At 69.8% G+C, this 16,657-nt stretch carries 14 protein-coding genes; 3 read left to right on the plus strand and 11 right to left on the minus strand.

The window, feature by feature from the left end; genetic code table 11:
* Window positions 1-116: 116 nt before the first annotated feature.
* Window positions 117-824, minus strand: coding sequence for an RluA family pseudouridine synthase (locus MKK49_RS04265; protein WP_244026819.1), 708 nt, complete (start codon window positions 822-824; stop codon window positions 117-119).
* Between the two features lie 42 nt (window positions 825-866).
* On the opposite strand from MKK49_RS04265, the gene ftsY reads away from it, so the two are divergent.
* Both ftsY and MKK49_RS04275 read left to right on the plus strand, forming a co-directional pair.
* Window positions 867-2,300, plus strand: a complete 1,434-nt coding sequence (gene ftsY, locus MKK49_RS04270) for a signal recognition particle-docking protein FtsY (RefSeq protein ID WP_244026820.1) — start codon at window positions 867-869, stop codon at window positions 2,298-2,300.
* Window positions 2,301-2,376: 76 nt separating this feature from the next.
* Window positions 2,377-2,994 carry a septation protein A gene (locus tag MKK49_RS04275; RefSeq protein WP_244026821.1) on the plus strand — a complete coding sequence of 206 codons (618 nt, stop codon included), beginning with the start codon at window positions 2,377-2,379 and terminating at the stop codon, window positions 2,992-2,994.
* Window positions 2,995-3,023: 29 nt separating this feature from the next.
* Here MKK49_RS04275 and MKK49_RS04280 read toward each other — a convergent pair whose 3' ends face one another.
* The 7 genes from MKK49_RS04280 to MKK49_RS04310 all read right to left on the minus strand — a co-directional run bounded on the left by MKK49_RS04280 (window position 3,024) and on the right by MKK49_RS04310 (window position 9,875).
* On the minus strand, window positions 3,024-3,551 hold the full coding sequence (locus MKK49_RS04280; protein ID WP_244026822.1) for a Crp/Fnr family transcriptional regulator: 528 nt from the start codon (window positions 3,549-3,551) through the stop codon (window positions 3,024-3,026).
* Between the two features lie 794 nt (window positions 3,552-4,345).
* The gene (locus MKK49_RS04285) at window positions 4,346-4,954 is read right to left on the minus strand and encodes a DsbE family thiol:disulfide interchange protein (RefSeq protein WP_244026823.1); all 609 of its coding nucleotides are present in this window, start codon (window positions 4,952-4,954) and stop codon (window positions 4,346-4,348) included.
* Window positions 4,951-5,142, minus strand: coding sequence for a heme exporter protein CcmD (gene ccmD / locus MKK49_RS04290; protein ID WP_244026824.1), 192 nt, complete (start codon window positions 5,140-5,142; stop codon window positions 4,951-4,953). The genes MKK49_RS04285 and ccmD overlap by 4 nt, the downstream gene beginning before the upstream one ends.
* Before the next feature lie 5 nt (window positions 5,143-5,147).
* Entirely contained in the window at window positions 5,148-5,909 is a 762-nt protein-coding gene (locus MKK49_RS04295; protein WP_244026825.1) for a heme ABC transporter permease, read from the minus strand.
* Window positions 5,910-6,034: 125 nt separating this feature from the next.
* Window positions 6,035-8,401 (minus strand): PAS domain S-box protein, encoded by a 2,367-nt coding sequence (locus tag MKK49_RS04300; RefSeq protein ID WP_244026826.1) that lies wholly within the window; start codon window positions 8,399-8,401, stop codon window positions 6,035-6,037.
* Between the two features lie 62 nt (window positions 8,402-8,463).
* A complete protein-coding gene (locus MKK49_RS04305) occupies window positions 8,464-9,270 on the minus strand; it encodes a Crp/Fnr family transcriptional regulator (protein ID WP_244026843.1) in 807 nt (268 codons plus the stop codon).
* 356 nt (window positions 9,271-9,626) lie between these two features.
* Window positions 9,627-9,875, minus strand: coding sequence for a hypothetical protein (locus MKK49_RS04310; RefSeq protein WP_244026827.1), 249 nt, complete (start codon window positions 9,873-9,875; stop codon window positions 9,627-9,629).
* 245 nt (window positions 9,876-10,120) lie between these two features.
* Here MKK49_RS04310 and MKK49_RS04315 point away from each other — a divergent pair, with 245 nt between their 5' ends.
* Window positions 10,121-10,339, plus strand: a complete 219-nt coding sequence (locus MKK49_RS04315; RefSeq protein WP_056091735.1) for a hypothetical protein — start codon at window positions 10,121-10,123, stop codon at window positions 10,337-10,339.
* Window positions 10,340-10,442: 103 nt separating this feature from the next.
* On the opposite strand, the gene MKK49_RS04320 is transcribed toward MKK49_RS04315, so the two are convergent.
* The 3 genes from MKK49_RS04320 to MKK49_RS04330 form a co-directional block, all read right to left on the minus strand.
* Window positions 10,443-11,489 (minus strand): hypothetical protein, encoded by a 1,047-nt coding sequence (locus tag MKK49_RS04320; protein ID WP_244026828.1) that lies wholly within the window; start codon window positions 11,487-11,489, stop codon window positions 10,443-10,445.
* Window positions 11,490-11,650: 161 nt separating this feature from the next.
* Window positions 11,651-14,716, minus strand: coding sequence for a penicillin-binding protein 1A (locus tag MKK49_RS04325; protein WP_244026829.1), 3,066 nt, complete (start codon window positions 14,714-14,716; stop codon window positions 11,651-11,653).
* A 145-nt stretch (window positions 14,717-14,861) separates the two neighbouring features.
* Complete coding sequence (locus MKK49_RS04330) at window positions 14,862-16,496, minus strand: ABC1 kinase family protein (protein ID WP_244026830.1); 1,635 nt, start codon at window positions 16,494-16,496, stop codon at window positions 14,862-14,864.
* Between the last annotated feature and the right edge of the window lie 161 nt (window positions 16,497-16,657).

The following is a 16,657-nucleotide window of genomic DNA, read 5'->3' on the forward strand; positions in this document are numbered from 1 at the left end:
CGTGGTTTCGCGGCGTCCCGCGTCTCCCGTTTCCTGGCCATCCCCCGCGCCGGAACCGGCGGCGGGCCGCAATCGTGTGCGCCGGGCCCCTTCGCCTGGAACAAGAAGGAGGCGCCTCAATCGGCTGGATCGTACCCGCACGTCGCGAGACCCGCCCGCATATGCGCCGGCGCCGGGGCCTCCACGACGATCGGCGGCTTCTTCGGATAGAGCGGCAGGGTGAGCGCCCGGGCATGAAGCTGCAGGCCCGGTCCGCCGCTGCGCGGACCCGAGCCGTAGATCGGGTCGCCGAGGATCGGAAAGCCGGATTCGGCACAGTGCACCCGCAGCTGGTGGGTGCGGCCGGTGACGGGGGTGAGGGCGAGCCAGGCGAGGCCGCCGCCGCGCCCGAGCACCTGCCAGTGGGTCAGGGACGGATCGCCCGCCGGATCCGCCTTCATCCACCACGAGCGCGGATCGGGCGAGCGGCGGGCGAGCGCCAGATCGATGCGGCCGGTGTCGGCCTCGGGGCCACCCTCCACGAGCGCCCAATAGGTCTTGCCGACGCTGCCGCTGGCGGCGAACAGCTTGTTCAGCCGGGCCAGCGCCTTGGCGTGGCGCCCCAGCGCGAGGCAGCCCGAGGTGTCGCGGTCGAGGCGGTGCGCGGCCTCCGGCCGACGCGGCAGGCCGAAGCGCAGGGCGTCGAGGTGGTCGGTCAGCGTCTCGCCGCCCTTCGGCCCGGGATGGACCGGCAGGCCCGCCGGCTTGTCGATGACGAGGACGAGGGCATCGCGGTAGAGGAGGCGCGCGCCTATGTCTGCTACGAGGACGTCAGTTGCGGGCATGGCCTTGGCGCTAACCGTGCCGGGTCCGGGGAGCAAGCGGGAATGAGCGAAGACAAGAGGCCGGGCTGGCTGCTGCGCAAGATGTTCGGCACCAAGGAGGAGCCGCGCCCCGAGCCCGTGCCCGTGCAGCCGCCCGATCCGAAGCCGGTCCCGCATCCCGTCCCTCAGCCGGTGGTCGAGCCGCCGGTGGCCGAGCCTTCGGTCGCCGAGCCCGTGGCGCCCCCGCCCGAATCCCCGGCCTCGTTCTCGGAAGGCCAGCCGGATTTCGCCACCGCCGCGACGGACGTGTCTCACGTGCCAGCGCCTCCGGGCGAGCCCGGCGAAGGGACGCCCGGCAAGAACGCGGTCCCCGACGAGATCGAGGGCGCCGACCTCCAGCCCGTCGAGGGGGCCGAGGAGCGCCCCCCCGCCGGCACGGCGGGCGACGATCCGGCGCGCGGCGCGGAGCCGGCCGACACCACCGCCCAGGCCTTCGCGCCGCATGCGGAGCCGGAGCCGGAGGTCGCGACCCAGATCTTCCTACCGGAGCCGGAGGCCGAACCCGAGGGCGAGAAACGCGGCTGGTGGAGCCGGCTCACGGGGGGCATGAAGCGCACCTCCTCGGCGCTCACCGAGCGGGTCACCGGCCTGTTCACCAAGCGCAAGCTCGACGCCGACACCCTGGAGGAGCTGGAGGACGCCCTGATCCAGGCCGATTTCGGCATCGAGACCGCCACGCGCATCTCGGAGGCCGTGGGCAAGGGCCGCTACGAGAAGGGCATCTCGCCCGACGCCGTGCGGGAGATCCTGGCGACGGAAGTCGAGCGCGCGCTCGCCCCGGTGGCGGTCCCGTTCCGCATCGACACGTCGAAGACGCCGTTCGTGATCCTGATGATCGGCGTCAACGGCGCGGGCAAGACCACCACCATCGGCAAGCTCGCCATGAAGCTGAAGGCGGACGGCCATTCCCTGATGCTGGCCGCCGGCGACACCTTTCGCGCGGCGGCCATCGAGCAGCTCAAGGTCTGGGGCCAGCGCACGGGCACGCCGGTCATCGCCCGGGCGCAGGGCGCCGACGCGGCGGGCCTCGCCTACGACGCCTACGAGGCCGCCAAGCAGCAGGGCACCGACGTGCTCCTCATCGATACGGCCGGCCGGCTCCAGAACAAGGCCGGCCTCATGGCCGAGCTGGAGAAGATCCTGCGGGTGATCCGCAAGATCGACGCCCAGGCGCCCCACGCGGTCCTCCTCGTCCTCGACGCCACCGTCGGCCAGAACGCGCTCAGCCAGGTCGAGCTGTTCTCGAAGGCCGCCCAGGTCACCGGCTTGGTCATGACCAAGCTCGACGGCACGGCGCGGGGCGGCATCCTCGTGGCGCTCGCGGCCAAGTTCGGCCTGCCGGTGCATTTCATCGGCGTCGGCGAGGGTGTCGAGGACCTGGAGCCGTTCGAGGCCCGCGACTTCGCCCGCGCCATCGCGGGGTTGGACAAGGGATAGCGGTTCGGCTGCCGGGATCGAGCCCTCACCACCAAAAGCCGCGACGCGCCGCGCGCGGCCCTCTATGACGGACACCATGCAGATCGAAGCCATTCCCCCGCGCCGTCACCTGCCGCCCCTGCTCAAGCTCGTCCTCGAACTCGGGCCGCTGGTGATCTTCTTCCTTGGCAACGCCTACGCCGAACGGTTCGGGGTGGCGCCTCAGCAGAAGCTGTTCGTGGCGACCGGCGTGTTCATCGCCGCCACGGTGGTGGCGCTGTCCATCCACTTCGCCCTGGTGCGGCGGCTGCCGATCATGCCCCTGGTCTCGGGCGTGGTGGTGGTGGTGTTCGGCGGCCTGACCCTGGTCCTGCAGGACAAGACCTTCATCATGATGAAGCCCACCATCGTGAACACCCTGTTCGGGCTCGTGCTCCTCGGCGGCCTCGCATTCGGCAAATCCCTGATCTCGGTGGTGCTCGACAGCATGTTCACCCTGACCGAAGAGGGCTGGCGCAAGCTCACCTTCCGCTGGGGAATGTTCTTCCTTCTCCTCGCGGTGATCAACGAGGTGGTCTGGCGGACGCAGACGGAGGATTTCTGGGTGAGCTTCAAGGTGTTCGGCATCATGCCGCTCACGATCCTGTTCGCCCTGGCGCAGACGCCGCTTCTCCTGCGCCACGAGCGCAAGGGCGAGGATGCCGGCCGCGCCTGACCCGCGCAAGACCGGGCCCGAACCCGGGATCAGGCCAGGACGCGCGCGTACTCGGCCTCCGGCACACCGTAGGCGTCGCCGGCGATGTCGCGCATCCGTGTCCGATCGCGGATGCCGATGCCGCCGCGCCGCGTCTTGACGGCGCCCGCATCCTCGAGACTGCGCAGGGCCGTGGTGATGCCGGCCCGGCGTACGCCGAGCATCATCGACAGGAGTTCGTGGGTCAGCGGCAGATCCTCGCGGTCCGTACGATCGTGGCACATGAGCAGCCAGCGCGCGAGACGCTGCTCGATGGTGAAGCGGCCGTTGCACAGGCTGCCCTGCGCCAGCTGGACGGAGAAGACCTGGGCGTAGCGCAGCAGGCGATCATGCAGGGGACGGCACTCGAGCAGTACGGCCCGGAAGGCATCCGCGCCGATGCACAGGGCCCGGCACGGAATCTGGACGATGGTCGCGTGCGGCCAGCTGTCGATGCCATGGAGGAGGGGAAGGCCCGTCATCCCCTCGGGACCGATGATGCCGGCCTCGGCCTGCATGCCGAAGGGCGTGCGGGCCATCACGGAAATCATCCCCGGCTCGGGAAAGCAGACCTTCGTGATCGCGATCTCGGGGGCCTCCAAGATGACACCCTGCTCGAACGAGCATCGCTCCAGTTCCGGCTGAAGGCGAGCAAACTCATCCGGCGGTAGCATACCCAGAATGCGGTTGCGGATTTCATGTTGAGCGATGAACGACGCCACGACCCTGCCGATCTGCAGGTATGAGCAACTGAGACTCGACACCTGAGACTCATTGTCATCAATGAGCGATCCAACACCATACCACCGATAGACAAAGCTGTGAACGGAATAACTTTGAACATATAAGTACGTTATCGTACAATACGTTGATATCGATCAATCACTAGACGTGGCAATCTTTTGCTTACAGAATGTTTTTCTACTCCGCCCTGTAAAATCGCGGACGCGACTTTAATTTTATGAAGTCGAAAGATTTCCTGACGGATCTGCTGGAATGCTTTTCTGAGATCAGGCGGAGACACGAAGTCCATTTGCCCCTGATGAGACCGTCTTCGCTCGGTCGAGGCGGTTGACGGTCTCGTTCGACATGCGCAGCGCCCGAGTCTCACTCGAATCCGCATCGCAGTTGCGATCAAACGGATCTCGCGGACGGCCTCGCGTAACCAGAGGACCTTCGGGACTTCTCGGCCGCAGCCGGCCGGGGACGGGAAGGCTCGCGCCGCAGCCCGCCGCGCGTCGGCGGCAGGATCAGGAACGGCGCGGCTTCGCGGCCGCAGGCGTTCCACCCGCCGGCAGGCCTCGACGGCAAGCCCCGGGGCGGCGCTCGAACCTCACGGCGCGGCGTCCGCCACGGCACCGGCGGCGCGGATCTTGTCGAGGACGGCCTTGTAGTTCTCCGGGGTGACGATCCCGACCAGCTTGTCGCGGATCGTGCCGTCCGGCCCGATGATGAAGCTTTCGGGCACGCCGTAGACCCCGAAGTCGATGGCGGTCCGACCGGTGGCATCCATCCCCACCGCCTGGAACGGCACGCCGTTGCGGGACAGGAAGCGACGGGCGTTCTCGGGGGCGTCCTTGTAGGCGATGCCTACGAGGCGCAGGCCGGGCTCGCGGGCGAGCCGCATGAGTTGCGGGTGCTCGATCTGGCAGGGCGCGCACCACGACGCCCAGAAATTGACGAGGGTGACGCGCCCCTTGAGGTCGGCGCTGGACAGTCCGGGCAGGGACGCACCGCCGGGCAGGGACCCGCCGTTGGGCGCGAGGCCGGGGAGGGCGGCCAGATCGAAGGCCGGGGCCGCCCGCCCGATCAGCGCGGAGGGGATAGCCGAAGGGTCGGCCCCCGAACGCAGGCGCACAAAGAACAGTCCGGCGAGCGCCACGAAGGCGACGAGGGGGACGATGACGAGGAGGGAGCGCCGGGCCGGCTCGGGGGAGCTCACGCGCGCCGCTCCGCCGGGGGCTGGGACGCCGGTCGGGACGAATCCTGCAGCGCGGCCAGGGCCCGCGTCTGGGCCCGCCGGTCGCGCACCGCGTGCCCGATCAGGCCGGCGATGACGAGGGCCGTGAAGGCGTAGGCGCCGAGGATGAAGCCCGCGTGGGGCCCGAGATCAAGGGGTCCGAGAGGCATGACCGTCACAGGCCCTGGACCGCACCGAGGGGGAGGCCGGTATCGAGGCGCTCGGCCTCGCGGATCGTCAGCGCCCGCACCCGGCGGCGCAGGATCTCCGTGCGCATGGCATTCAGATGCAGGGTGATCCCCAGCAGGGTGAAGGCGAGGATCATCTCGAGGAGCGGGTAGAGCATGGAGGGATCGATGGACGAGCCGCCCATGCGCATGATCGAGGCCGGCTGGTGCAGGGTCGACCACCAGTTCACCGAGAACTTGATGATCGGCAGGTTCACGGCGCCGACAAGGGTCAGGATCGCGATGGCGCGCGCGGCCCGGTTCGGGTCCTCGATGGTGCGCCACAGGGCGATGATGCCGCAATAGATGAGGAACAGCACCAGCATGGAGGTCAGGCGCGCGTCCCAGACCCAGTAGGTGCCCCACATGGGCTTGCCCCACAGCGAGCCGGTGACGAGGCAGATCAGGGTGAAGGCCGCGCCGATGGGGGCGGCCGCGCGCTGGGCGACATCCGCCAGGGGGTGGCGCCAGACCAGGGTACCGAGGGCCGAGACCGCCATGGCCCCGTAGAAGAACACCCCGAGCCAGGCCGCCGGCACGTGGATGTACATGATCCGCACGGTCTCGCCCTGCTGGTAGTCGGGCGGCACCGTGAACCAGGTCAGGTAGAGACCGAAGGCCAGGAGCGCTCCCGAGAGCCCGGCGAGCCAGGGCATCAGGGGGGCGGTCCACCGCAGGAAGTGGCCGGGATGGGCGAGGCGTGTCCACATGAGCCGGGATTTAGCCCAGGGTGCGGTGCAGCGGCAATGCGGGCGTTGCGCGCAAGGGTCTTCGAGGGTTCGGCGAGGGTTCGGCAAGGCCGCGCGGGGCGATCTCGGCGTACCGGCCGTTCGGCCTACACGTTGCCGGCCTGGAACCCCGCCAGGGGGGCGGTGACGCGGCAGACCACGCCGGCGGGATCGAAATCGAGACCGACGGTGCCGCCGACGGCCCCGACGAGACCGCGCTCGATCAGCCGCGAGCCGAATCCTTTTCGCGATGGCAACGCAACCATCGGGCCCCCGGATTCCCGCCAGGTCATCCGCACCATGGGCTCGCCCCCCAGCAGGGGAGTCACATCCCACGTCACGGTGATGCGGCCGTCGGGCACCGACAGAGCGCCGTACTTGGCCGCATTGGTGGCGAGTTCGTGCAGCATGAGGGCGAGGGACAGGGCCGCCTTGGCGCCGAGTTCGATGGGCGGCCCGGAGATGCGGAACCGGTCGGGCTGGCGGTCGTCGTGGATGGCGAGCGCGCTGGCGAGCACCGCTCCGAAATCCGCGCTCTCACCCTCGCCGGACAGCAGGATGTCGTGGGCCTTGCCGAGCGCGATGAGGCGCGCCGCCAGGGCCTCCTTGGCGGCCTCGACGTCGGTGACGTTGCGCAGGGTCTGCGAGGCGATGGCCTGGACCACCGCGAGGGTGTTCTTGAGCCGGTGGCTGAGCTCGCGGTTGAGGATGCGCTGCTGCTCGTCGGCCTCGATCCGGGTCAGCCCACCCCAGGCGCGCTCGGCGACCTCGCGAGCGAACGCGATCTCCTCCGGCGTCCAGTCGTGGGGAACCGCGTCGAGGACGTAGAGGATGCCGACGAGGCGCCCGCGCTGGAGGATCGGCACCTTGATCACGGCGCGCATGCCGATCTGGGCATAGCCGGCCGCGTCATCGACGCGCTCGGGGGTCGCGGCGATGTCGGCCACGGCCAGGATGTCGCCGCGCCGCAGGCGGGCGACGCTCGCCGCCACGGTGGCCAGGGCCTGCGTCCCGGCCTGTGGGCCGAGGCCGGCGGCGATCCAGTCCGGCGCGACGGCCGACAAGCCGCCGGCGGGATCGACGAGGGCGTAGCCGGCCCGGGCCACCCCCAGGGTGCGCCCGAGGCTCTCGGCCGTGGCCCGCACCACCGCCGCATTGGTGTTGAGGTCGCGCAGGCGGTCGCTGAGGGCAATGAGGGCCTCGCGCCTGGTGTCGGCGAGCTTCTCGTTGGTGATGTCCTCGATCATCGCCGTGGCATGGACGCTGTCGCCCAGGGTCTGCGACACGAGGTTGACCCGGGCCCAGATGATGCGGCCGTCGAGGCGACGGTAGCGCTTCTCCAGGCGCTCCTGCATGGTCTCCCCCTTGGCGAGGCGGCGGTGCAGGTCGGCCCGCTCGGCATCGTCCTCGGGGGGCGTCCAGCGCGCCAGGGAATGGCCGAGGATCTCGGATTCCGGCGCACCCCAGATCTCGCACAGCTTGGCATTGACCGCGAGCGCCCGGACGCTGCGCGGGTCGAACTGGACGATGCCGACATTGGCGCCCTGGAACACCGCGCGGAACTGGGCGGAGGCCCGGTTGCGCTCGGTCACGTCGAGCATGGCGCCGATCATCCGCAGGGGCGCTCCGGCGGTATCGCGGACCATGTAGCCGCGGTCGAGCACCTCGGCGTAGGTGCCGTCGGCGCGCAGGAACCGGTACTCGTGGTCCCAATCACCGGCCCCGCCCGTGATCACCGCACGGATGTCGGCCTCGACGGCGGCCCGGTCGTCCGGATGGACATGATCGATCCACCACGCCCCGTTCGGCCCGACGCGGTCGGGCGTCCATCCGTAGGCGGTGGCCAGGGCCTCGTTCCACAGGACGGTGTCGGTGGTGAGATCCCAGTCCCAGATGGCGTCGTTGGTGGCGCGGGTCACGAGGCGATAGCGCTCTTCGGTGGCCCGCAGGGCGATCTCGGCCTGCTTGGCCTGCGTGACGTCGCGCACGGTGCCGACCATCCGGCTCGCGCGGCCCCCGCTGACGATGAGCTGGCCCCGGGCCGCGATCCAGCGGACGGGGCCGCCCCCGGCCGGGACAACGCGGTACTCGCTGTCGAACAGGCCGGTCCCGGCCGGATCGAGGGCTGCCTGAAGGGCGACATCGACCCGTTCACGATCCTCGGGATGCAGGCCCCGCAGGAAGGTCTCCGCGTAGGTGACCGCCCCGTCGGGCGCCACGCCGAACAGGGCGCGGGTGCGGGCGTCCCAGCGCAGGATCGTGGTGGCGAGATCGTAGTCGAAGATGCCGATGCCCGTAGCCTCGACCGCCAGACGCAGGAGCACGGCGCTCTCGGCCGGGTCCGCCATTTCGGGACCCGTCCCGTCCGGCGCAGGCGCCACGGCGGTCGAGACCGGTCCCGTCCGGTGTTCGGTCTCGCGTGACGGCGGCGAAGGATGGGCGGCGGGGTTCGTCATCGGCGGGGGCGGCGGCATCCGTCTCGGATCAGGCGTTGCGGGTCGGCGAGGTGTCCTTCTTCGGCGGAATCCTCCGCCCGTCAGGCCGTCTCCCGCTGGGGGGTGGACCGCTCGGCGGGGGCCGTCTCATCGGGAGGCTCGACGCGGACGAGATGCCCGAGGCGGTCGTAGCCCGCACCCAGCACCGTCTCGTAATGATGCCGGACCACGCCGTGGCACTCGCAGGCGGCGGCCTCGGCCTTGGCGCGGTCCCGAACCGTGATGCGGCCGCGTCCGACCTCGATGAGACCCTGCTGCTGCAGGGTGCGCAGGATGCGGGTGAGGTAGGTGCGCTGCACGCCGAGCATCGCCGCGAGCAGTTCCTGGGTCACGGGCAGGATCTCGCTGGCGATCCGGTCCTGCAGGGTCAACAGCCAGCGCAGGCAGCGCGCCTCGATGGGATGAAGGGCGTTGCAGGCCACCGATTGCAGCACCTGCGCGAGCAGGCAGTCTCCGTAGCGGGTGAAGAGGTTGCGCAGGCTCTCGGATCGGCGCTTGGCCTCCTGGAAGCGACCGGCCTCCATCCGCAGGACCGGACCACCGATCTGCACCACCGCGTGCGTCGAGGCGGGCAGGTAGCCGTGGCTGACCACCCCGCCGACGGCGCCTTCGCGGCCGATGGTGGCGGTCTCGGCGCTGCGCCCGTCCCGCATGGCGATGATCAGGGTCGCCACGGTCTGGCCGCACGGGAAGGCGATCGCGGTGACCTCGGAGCCGGCCGCGAACAGGATCTCGCCGCGCTGGTGAGTGGACCATTCGAGGTGAGGCGCCAGCAGGGCACGGTCCTCGGCCTTCAGGGTTTTCAGGAGAAGATTGCCCTGAAACAAGGCATCGGCGGCCGAGGGCATGGCGTGCACTGCGTTCACGGTCTGTCTTCCGGCCACTAGCGCACGCCTTTCGGCGCGTCTGTCTAATAGTAGACGTAGTCCGAGGAATTTTGTCGTTTTGATGGGGTGAAGGGGCATTTCCCAACTTATGTTGGAAAATGCGGGGCCCGACGCACGAGTGGCGGCGTCGGAGGCGGTCGATACCGGCGGGGCGAATCTCACGATCGACCGATGCGCAGGCGACGGCGCCTCGTGTGAACGCGAATCCGCACGTGCGCGACAGCGGAAATCATACGATCTCCGATCGAGCCCCCCGGTGAGCGTGTAGATCACCGGTGCGCGGGCTCCCGCAGCAGGAAGCCGGACCGCGCGACCGCTCAGGCCTGACCGGCCTCGTCGCCTTCGCCGATGCAGTCGAGGGCGCGCTCCACGGCCGTCACGGCGTCGAGGAGGTTCCGGACCGTGCTTTCGACTTCGCGCCGCGGCCGGTTCATGGCCGCCGCGCGGACGCCCACGGCCTGGAGATGTTCGAGGACCGCGAAGAGATCATCGGCGACGGCCACCACATCGTGCACCGCCGGGGCGGGCGGGGAGGGGCGGCTACGGAAGGGGATGACGTTACTCATGACGATGATGTTTCGCGTGGCGGACCGTCGAACGCCAGGAGTCCGGGTGGCAATTTCACACGATTGGCCGACTTGTCCGGGCGTCAAAGCGCGGGGTGGTGAGCGTTTCCGTGGCGTCATCGCATCACTGCGCGGCGAACCGGCGACGGTTCGTTATCCTTGCGCGGTTCGCCATTCCGACGCTTGACGCGGCTGCCCGGGGAGGCTCCACCTCCGGCGACACGCTTGTTCAGGACAGATTTGCGATGCGCCTCCTTCCCCTCGCCCTCTCCACCCTCCTCGTGGCCGGCCTGTGCGCCTGCAACAGCGCCGAGGGTCCGAATTCCCGCAGCGGCATCGCCGAGACCTTCGACACCAGCAACTACCGCCGCTCCTCCGACACCAACGGCACCCAGACCCGCCGCGACGTGAACCGCCTCTACACCCAGCCCTCGCTGCCTTCGATTTCGAGCCGCGGCAACTGATTCTGAGCCTCGTGGGTCCGGATCTGTCTCCGGCGACCATGAGGCCCGGCCTACAGCCGCCACTGTGCCGTCGCGCGGGCAATCCCTTCAGGGAGGCTCCCGTTCAGTTCTTGGCGAGGGCGTCGGCGAATGCCGTCATGCGATTGCGGGCGTAGGTCGGCAGGCCGGCACTGATGGAGGTGCCGGTGTTGAAGGACGAGTTGCCCATGAGCACCTGGGCCGGCAGCAGGTTCTTGAGCACCGGCACGCGGGCGTATTCCTGCTTGCGGTCGAGGACGTCGGCCTTGATGGCCAGCGCCATGTAGGTGGTGACCACGGTCTTTCCCGGGTCATTCGGCATCGGTTGGAACACGGCCAGGAACTTGCCGAAGCGCAGGATCTGGTTGACCCAGAAGATGGTCTGTTCGAGCCCCCCCGTCACGGGCGCGTCGATCTTCGTGAGCCCGGCGAGCGGGGCGGTCTCGGCGGGGGGAAGGGTGCGCAGCTCGCTCTGGAACGAGACGAACTCGGCGATCTTCTTCGATGCTCCGTCCTCGAGCTTGTTGGCGAGCTTCACGCCGAGCGGCAGCTTGCCCTCGAGATCGTAGCGCGACTCGATGCAGACGGTGCCGAGATCGCACCACGGCCGGTCGGGGCGCTTGGCGAAGGCGGCGGCCGGGTCCTTGGTCGGGGTCACATCGGCGGGATTCAGGGTCTTGTGCTTGATGACCGGGTCCATCTTCGCCACGAATCCAAGGGTGGCGTAGGACGTGAGATCAATGGACTCGGCGGCCCTGGGCACGACGAAGCGCCCCTGCGCCACGTAGACCTTCAGGGTCTCGTGCCGGCGCTTGGCCACTCCGTTGAGGGTCTGCATGTAGTCGGGCTCGGCGTAGGTCGGGTAGGGCGCGAGCGCCGCCCGCTCGGCCGGGCGCACCCGGCCCCAGTCGAGGTAGGGCACGAGGCCGTTCTCGGGCTTGGCCGGATCGTCACGATGATCGGTGAACAGGACGGTGCCGGCCTTGAGGCCGGAAAGACCCACCCCTTCGATGGAGGGTACATCCTTGATCCGGTCGGAGGGCGCGGGCTGCTGCTTCATGCCCTCCTGCGCCTGCGCGGGCAGGGAAAGGACCAGCAGAGCGGCGAGACGAAGGGGCGCGGAAAGGTGCATCGGCACGTCGGAGCCTTTGGTCGAGCAAGGGGAGTGGGAAGTGGGGGTGGGGGCCTTCGATCGACGGAGGCCGGCGGAGCCACCTCCACCCTCGATCCCTCCCCACGAGGGGGAGGGAGGCGCATTCATCGCCGGTCGGGCCAAGCGGGCCGGATGGCGGGTCAGTAGCGCGGGTCTTCGCCGAACAGGTAGTCGGGATCGCGGCGGCGCGGGCGGGCATAGACCTCGTCGTCGCCGAAGGGCGAGCGCTGGGTACCGGGCCAGACCGGATCGGGGTCGCGCTGGGCCCGGCGGCTCGGTGTCCGGCTCCGGGCTTCGCCGAACGGGTCGAAGACATCGGGCTCCGTGCGCCGACCCGGCAGGGTGCCGAAGAGATCGCCGGCCACGTCCGCCCCGTCCTCGGCACCGCCGAGGTCGCCATCCTCCGCGTCGGGCCGCATGGCGGTCCGGGTCTCGCGCGGCAGGAGCTTGTACTGGGTGTCGGCCATGCGCCCGTTGGCGAGGCGGAAATGCTCGAGGAAGCCGCCGCCCGAAACCTGTTCGCCGCTGCGGGCGTCGATGGGGAGGTCGGCGAGGAACGGCCGGGCCTCGGCCGAGGGCGGCGCGAGATTGGTGCGCGGCACGCCGTTGGCCCAGGCCGCCTGCAGGATCGAACCGGCGATGGGCACGGCCAGATGCCCACCGGTCTGGCCACGCCCGAGGGTCTTGCGCGTGCCGTCGGCGTTGTCGTAGCCGACCCAGACCACGATGGTGATCTCGTTGGTGAAGCCGGCGAACCACGCGTCGTTCTCGTTCTCCGACGTGCCGGTCTTGCCGGCGATGGCGGACGAGAACCGGCTCAGGGCCGCCGCCGTGCCGTGCTGGGTCACGCCCTGGAGCATAGTCTTGAGCTGGTAGAACGCCACGCGGTCGGCCGAGCCGATGCGAACGGGCTCGCGGGGGCTGCGGGTGTAGAGGGTCTTGCCGTCGCGCTCCACCGATTCGAGGGCGTAGGGCGCGGGCCGGGCGCCCTCGTTGGCGATGGCCGCGTAAAAGGCGGCGAGATCCACCATCCGCACGGGCTGGGCGCCGAGCACGAAGGGATAGTAGCGCTCGCACTCGGCGTAGAGCTGAGCCTCGAGGGCGAGGTCGCAGACCTTCTGCAGGCTCGCGGGCGCTTTGTCGGCGATGCCGCCCTGGAGCAGGCGCGCGGTGACGAGGTTCTTCGAGAATTCGAGGCCGCGCCGCAGGGTCGTGGCCCCGGCCCCGCCGCCGTCGTAGTTCTTCGGCGACCAGGAATCGCCGACGCCGCCGATGGGCGGGAGCGTCACGGCGGCATCCATCACCAGGGTGTTGGGCTGCAGGCCGGCATTGAGGGCGGCGAGATAGGTCACGGGCTTCAGGGTCGAGCCCGGCTGGCGTACGGTCTGGGTCACCCGGTTGAGCTGGCTCACGGGGTAGGAGAAGCCGCCCGCCATGGCGAGGATGCGCCCCGTGCGGTTCTCGAGCACCAGGGCCGCCCCCTGGACGCTCGGCCGCACCCGCAGGTCGGCGCGCGGGGCCTTGGCCGAAGGATCGCGCAGCTTCACCCGCACCACGTCGTAGAGGGCGAGCCGGCCCCGGGCCGGGCCGGGCTCCAGGCTGATCGTGCGGCCATCGGCTAAGCCCGCCCTCGCCGGGCCGCCCCGTCCGGGATCGAGCACCACGGCCAGCGGCCAATGCACGTCGTAGAGAACCGGGCGGGCATTCTCCAGGGCGCGCTGCCAGGTCGGCTTGGGGCCTGCGGGCTTCGGAGAGGCCACCTTGGCAGCGGCCGCCGCCGCGGCCCGTGCCGCCTTGCGCTCGGCCTTCGTGCCAGCGGGCTTCGTGTCTGCGGGCTTGGGGGCCTCGGCGGGCTTCGTCTCGCCGCCGACGAGGAGCGGCACGGAGAGCGTCGAGCCTTCGGGGGCGGGGGCGGCCCCGTCGAGCTTGCGCACGGCCTCGGCGAGGTTGAGTTCCGGGCCCTCGTAGCGCTGGCGCCCGGTGGCGCGCTCGTAGTTGGCGAGCCCGTCCTGCAGCGCCGTTTCCGTGGCGGTCTGGAGGCCGGCATTGAGGGTGGAGCGCACCGTGTGCGAGGCCGAGGTCAGGGAGTCGATACCCGCGAAGGTGCGGGTCTCGCGGGTGAGGTGATCGACGAAGTAGAAGCCGGAATCGCGCCGCGCCGTCTCGATGGGGCTCAGGCCCAGGGGTGCGTTGGCGGCCTGGGTGAGTTGGGCGTCGGTGATGACGCCCTCTTCCTTCATCCGGGCGAGCACGTAGGCCCGGCGCTCGCGCGCCCGGTCGGGGTACTTGTCGGGGTTGTAGAAGTTCGGCCCCTTCGGCATGCCGGCCAGAAGGGCCGCCTCCGGCACGGTGAGCTGACCGACGGATTTGCCGAAGTAGCTGCGCGCGGCCATCTCGATGCCGTAGGCGCCGCGCCCGAGATAGATGCCGTTGAGGTAGAGTTCCAGGATGCCGGCTTTGGGCAGGATGCGCTCCAGCCGGGAGGCCACGATCATCTCGCGGATCTTGCGCTCGTAGGTGACGTCGTCGCCGACCGAGAGGTTCTTCACCACCTGCTGGGTGATGGTCGAACCGCCGGCCGGCCGGCCCGGCGAGGCGAGGTTGCCGATGAAGGCGCGGATCACGCCGCGCTCGTCGATGCCGTGGTGGGTCTCGAAGCGCTTGTCCTCCGCCGCGACGAAGGCTTGTCGGACCATCGCCGGCACCTCGGCGATGGGCACGCTGAGACGCCGTCCGTTGGCCTCGAAGGCCTCGGCGTAGCGCTTGCCCGCCCCGTCGAGGATGAGGCTGGCGCCGGGCAGCTTGCGCTCCTTCAGGGCTTCGGCCGAGGGCAGGTCGAGGACGGCCTTGTTGTAGAAGGCGATGACCTCGCCCGCGTCGAAGGGCGAATCCTTCGGGGTCTCGCCCTTGCAGAACTGGCGGTAGCTGACGTTGAGCTCGCCGATGTCGAGGCCGTGCAGCAGTTTGGGCGCGCTCGCCCCCGCGATGGCGGTGGGGTCCTCCATCGCCGTGGAGATGAGCTCGTCGAGGTTGATGTCCTCGATGTCGAAGGCCTTGCGCATGTGGGCGCAGCCGTCGCGCAGGATCTGCACGACTTGGGCCCGGTCGGCCACGGGATCGAACTGCGTCTTCACCGCATCCGGCCGCGTCGTGACCTGACTGAGGGTCAGGGCCGTCGCGAACAGCTTGATCAGAATGATGTTCATGAAAGCCGGCAACAGCGGGGTTCTTCGGGCGCGCCCGGTCGGCGCGCGCACGCGTCCGAGGATGCACCGCACAACGCGGCTGATTTAAGGTGACGACTTGACGGGTCCAGCCCCGCCATGGCGGGGCCGGACCCGCGGTCGCAGCCTATTTGTTGCGCCCCAGCAGCACCAGCCAGCCGATCCCGATCACGCACACCATGGCGCCGACCGTGACGAAGGCCGGCGTGCCCAGATCCATGAACCGGGGCGCCAGCTGCGTCGCGAAGGCGGCCACGATGAGCGCCACGGCGATGCGGGCGGCGGCGCGCTCGATGCCCCGGGTGAGCTTCTCGATGCCCTTCAGCTCGATCTCGACGGTGACGCGGCCCTGCTTCAGGCGCACCAGCATGAGGTGGATCAGGGTCGGCAGTTCGGAGGCGGCGCCGAACAGGCCGGCGCCCACGGCCTCGACCTTGCGGGTGATGCCCTTGATCGAGAATTGCGACTGGATCCGGCGCTTCACCGTGGGCCCAGCCGCCGTGAACAGGTCGAAGTTCGGGTCGAGCTGGCGCATCACCCCGTCCGCCGTCACCAGCCCCTTGAACAGGATGGCGAGATCGGTCGGCATGGCGAGGTCGTTCTCGCGGGCCATGGTCATAAAGTCGGTGAGGAGCGCCCCGAAATCGATGGCCGCGCCGGTATGGCGGGCGATGAAGGCCTGCGAGGAGGTCTCGAGCTTGGTCAGATCCGGGTTGCTCGATCCACTCCAGTCGAGGAGCACGGCCATCAGCCCGTCGGAATCCTCCTTGAGCATCGCGCCGATGAGCATCAGCAACTGGGTGCGGCGGCGTTCGGACAGGCGGCCGATGATGCCGAAATCGATGAAGCCGATCCGGTCGCCGCTCATGATCAGCATGTTGCCCGGATGCGGATCGGCGTGGAACACGCCCTCGATCAGGGCCATCTGCAGGAAGGCGTCGGTGCCCTTCTGGGCGAGCACCACCTTGTCGATGCCGGCGGCATCGAGGCGGGCGTGGTCGTTGGGCGGGATGCCGTGGATGAATTCCTGCACGAGCACGCGCTCGGAGGTCCATTCCCAGTGGATCTTGGGCACCACGATATCGTCGCGATCGGCGAAGATGCCCGCGATGGTCTCGCAGTTGCGGGCCTCGTTAATGAGGTCGAGTTCGCCGTAGAGGCCGCTGGCCAGATGCCGCATCTGCTCCTGCGGCTGGTACCGGCCGAATTCCGGCCACTCGTTGACGACGATGCGGGTGGCGTGGCCCAGCAACCGCAGGTCGGCCTCGATGACCTTGCGCAGGCCGGGACGCAGGACCTTGACCACCACCTCCTCGCCGGTGTGGAGCCGCGCCCGGTAGACCTGGGCGATGGAGGCGGCGGCGAGGGGAGCCGTGTCGAACTCGGCGAAGATCTCGTCGGCCGGCGCCCCGAGGTCCTCCTCCAGCTGCGGCCGGATGCGCTCCCACGGGATCGGCGAAACCTGGCTGTGGAGCTTCTCCAGCTCCTCGGTCCATTCCGGCGTCAGGAGGTCGGGCCGGCTCGCCAGGATCTGCCCGAGCTTGACGAAGGTCGGGCCGAGGGCCTCGATGGCCCGGCGCACGCGCTGCGGCTGCGACAGGCGCGCGATGTCCACCCGGGGCGCCCGGCGCTTGGCGAAACGCGCCACGTGGGCGATGCCGAGGCGCTCGACCACCTTGGTGACCCCGTAGCCGATGAGCACGGAGGCGATCTCGCCGAGCCGTTGCCGGTCGCGGGCGGCGACGAAGGCGGTTTTCAGCATGTGTGATCGGGACCCGGCTGGGGGAGGAAGGCGTCGGAATGGCGCCCGGACAACGAGCCTGAGCGTGGTAAGGTTCGGCTAACGGTATGGCGAGGCCGAAGTTTGACGGGCGCCGCCGCGCGGCGATTCGCACCGCGCCCCGTCTCGCGCTAGACAGGCGG

The organism is Methylobacterium sp. J-090, assembly GCF_022829345.1.
Lineage (GTDB): Bacteria > Pseudomonadota > Alphaproteobacteria > Rhizobiales > Beijerinckiaceae > Methylobacterium.

What these genes read in the sequence shown, in the direction of transcription:
- MKK49_RS04265 (WP_244026819.1), bottom strand. Translation starts at nt 824, where the DNA reads ATGCCCGCAACTGACGTCCTCGTAGCAGACATAGGCGCGCGCCTCCTC.
- ftsY (WP_244026820.1), top strand. Translation starts at nt 867, where the DNA reads ATGAGCGAAGACAAGAGGCCGGGCTGGCTGCTGCGCAAGATGTTCGGC.
- MKK49_RS04275 (WP_244026821.1), top strand. Translation starts at nt 2,377, where the DNA reads ATGCAGATCGAAGCCATTCCCCCGCGCCGTCACCTGCCGCCCCTGCTC.
- MKK49_RS04280 (WP_244026822.1), bottom strand. Translation starts at nt 3,551, where the DNA reads ATGGCCCGCACGCCCTTCGGCATGCAGGCCGAGGCCGGCATCATCGGT.
- ccmD (WP_244026824.1), bottom strand. Translation starts at nt 5,142, where the DNA reads ATGCCTCTCGGACCCCTTGATCTCGGGCCCCACGCGGGCTTCATCCTC.
- MKK49_RS04295 (WP_244026825.1), bottom strand. Translation starts at nt 5,909, where the DNA reads ATGTGGACACGCCTCGCCCATCCCGGCCACTTCCTGCGGTGGACCGCC.
- MKK49_RS04300 (WP_244026826.1), bottom strand. Translation starts at nt 8,401, where the DNA reads ATGCCGCCGCCCCCGCCGATGACGAACCCCGCCGCCCATCCTTCGCCG.
- MKK49_RS04305 (WP_244026843.1), bottom strand. Translation starts at nt 9,270, where the DNA reads ATGCCCTCGGCCGCCGATGCCTTGTTTCAGGGCAATCTTCTCCTGAAA.
- MKK49_RS04310 (WP_244026827.1), bottom strand. Translation starts at nt 9,875, where the DNA reads ATGAGTAACGTCATCCCCTTCCGTAGCCGCCCCTCCCCGCCCGCCCCG.
- MKK49_RS04315 (WP_056091735.1), top strand. Translation starts at nt 10,121, where the DNA reads ATGCGCCTCCTTCCCCTCGCCCTCTCCACCCTCCTCGTGGCCGGCCTG.
- MKK49_RS04320 (WP_244026828.1), bottom strand. Translation starts at nt 11,489, where the DNA reads ATGCACCTTTCCGCGCCCCTTCGTCTCGCCGCTCTGCTGGTCCTTTCC.
- MKK49_RS04325 (WP_244026829.1), bottom strand. Translation starts at nt 14,716, where the DNA reads ATGAACATCATTCTGATCAAGCTGTTCGCGACGGCCCTGACCCTCAGT.
- MKK49_RS04330 (WP_244026830.1), bottom strand. Translation starts at nt 16,496, where the DNA reads ATGCTGAAAACCGCCTTCGTCGCCGCCCGCGACCGGCAACGGCTCGGC.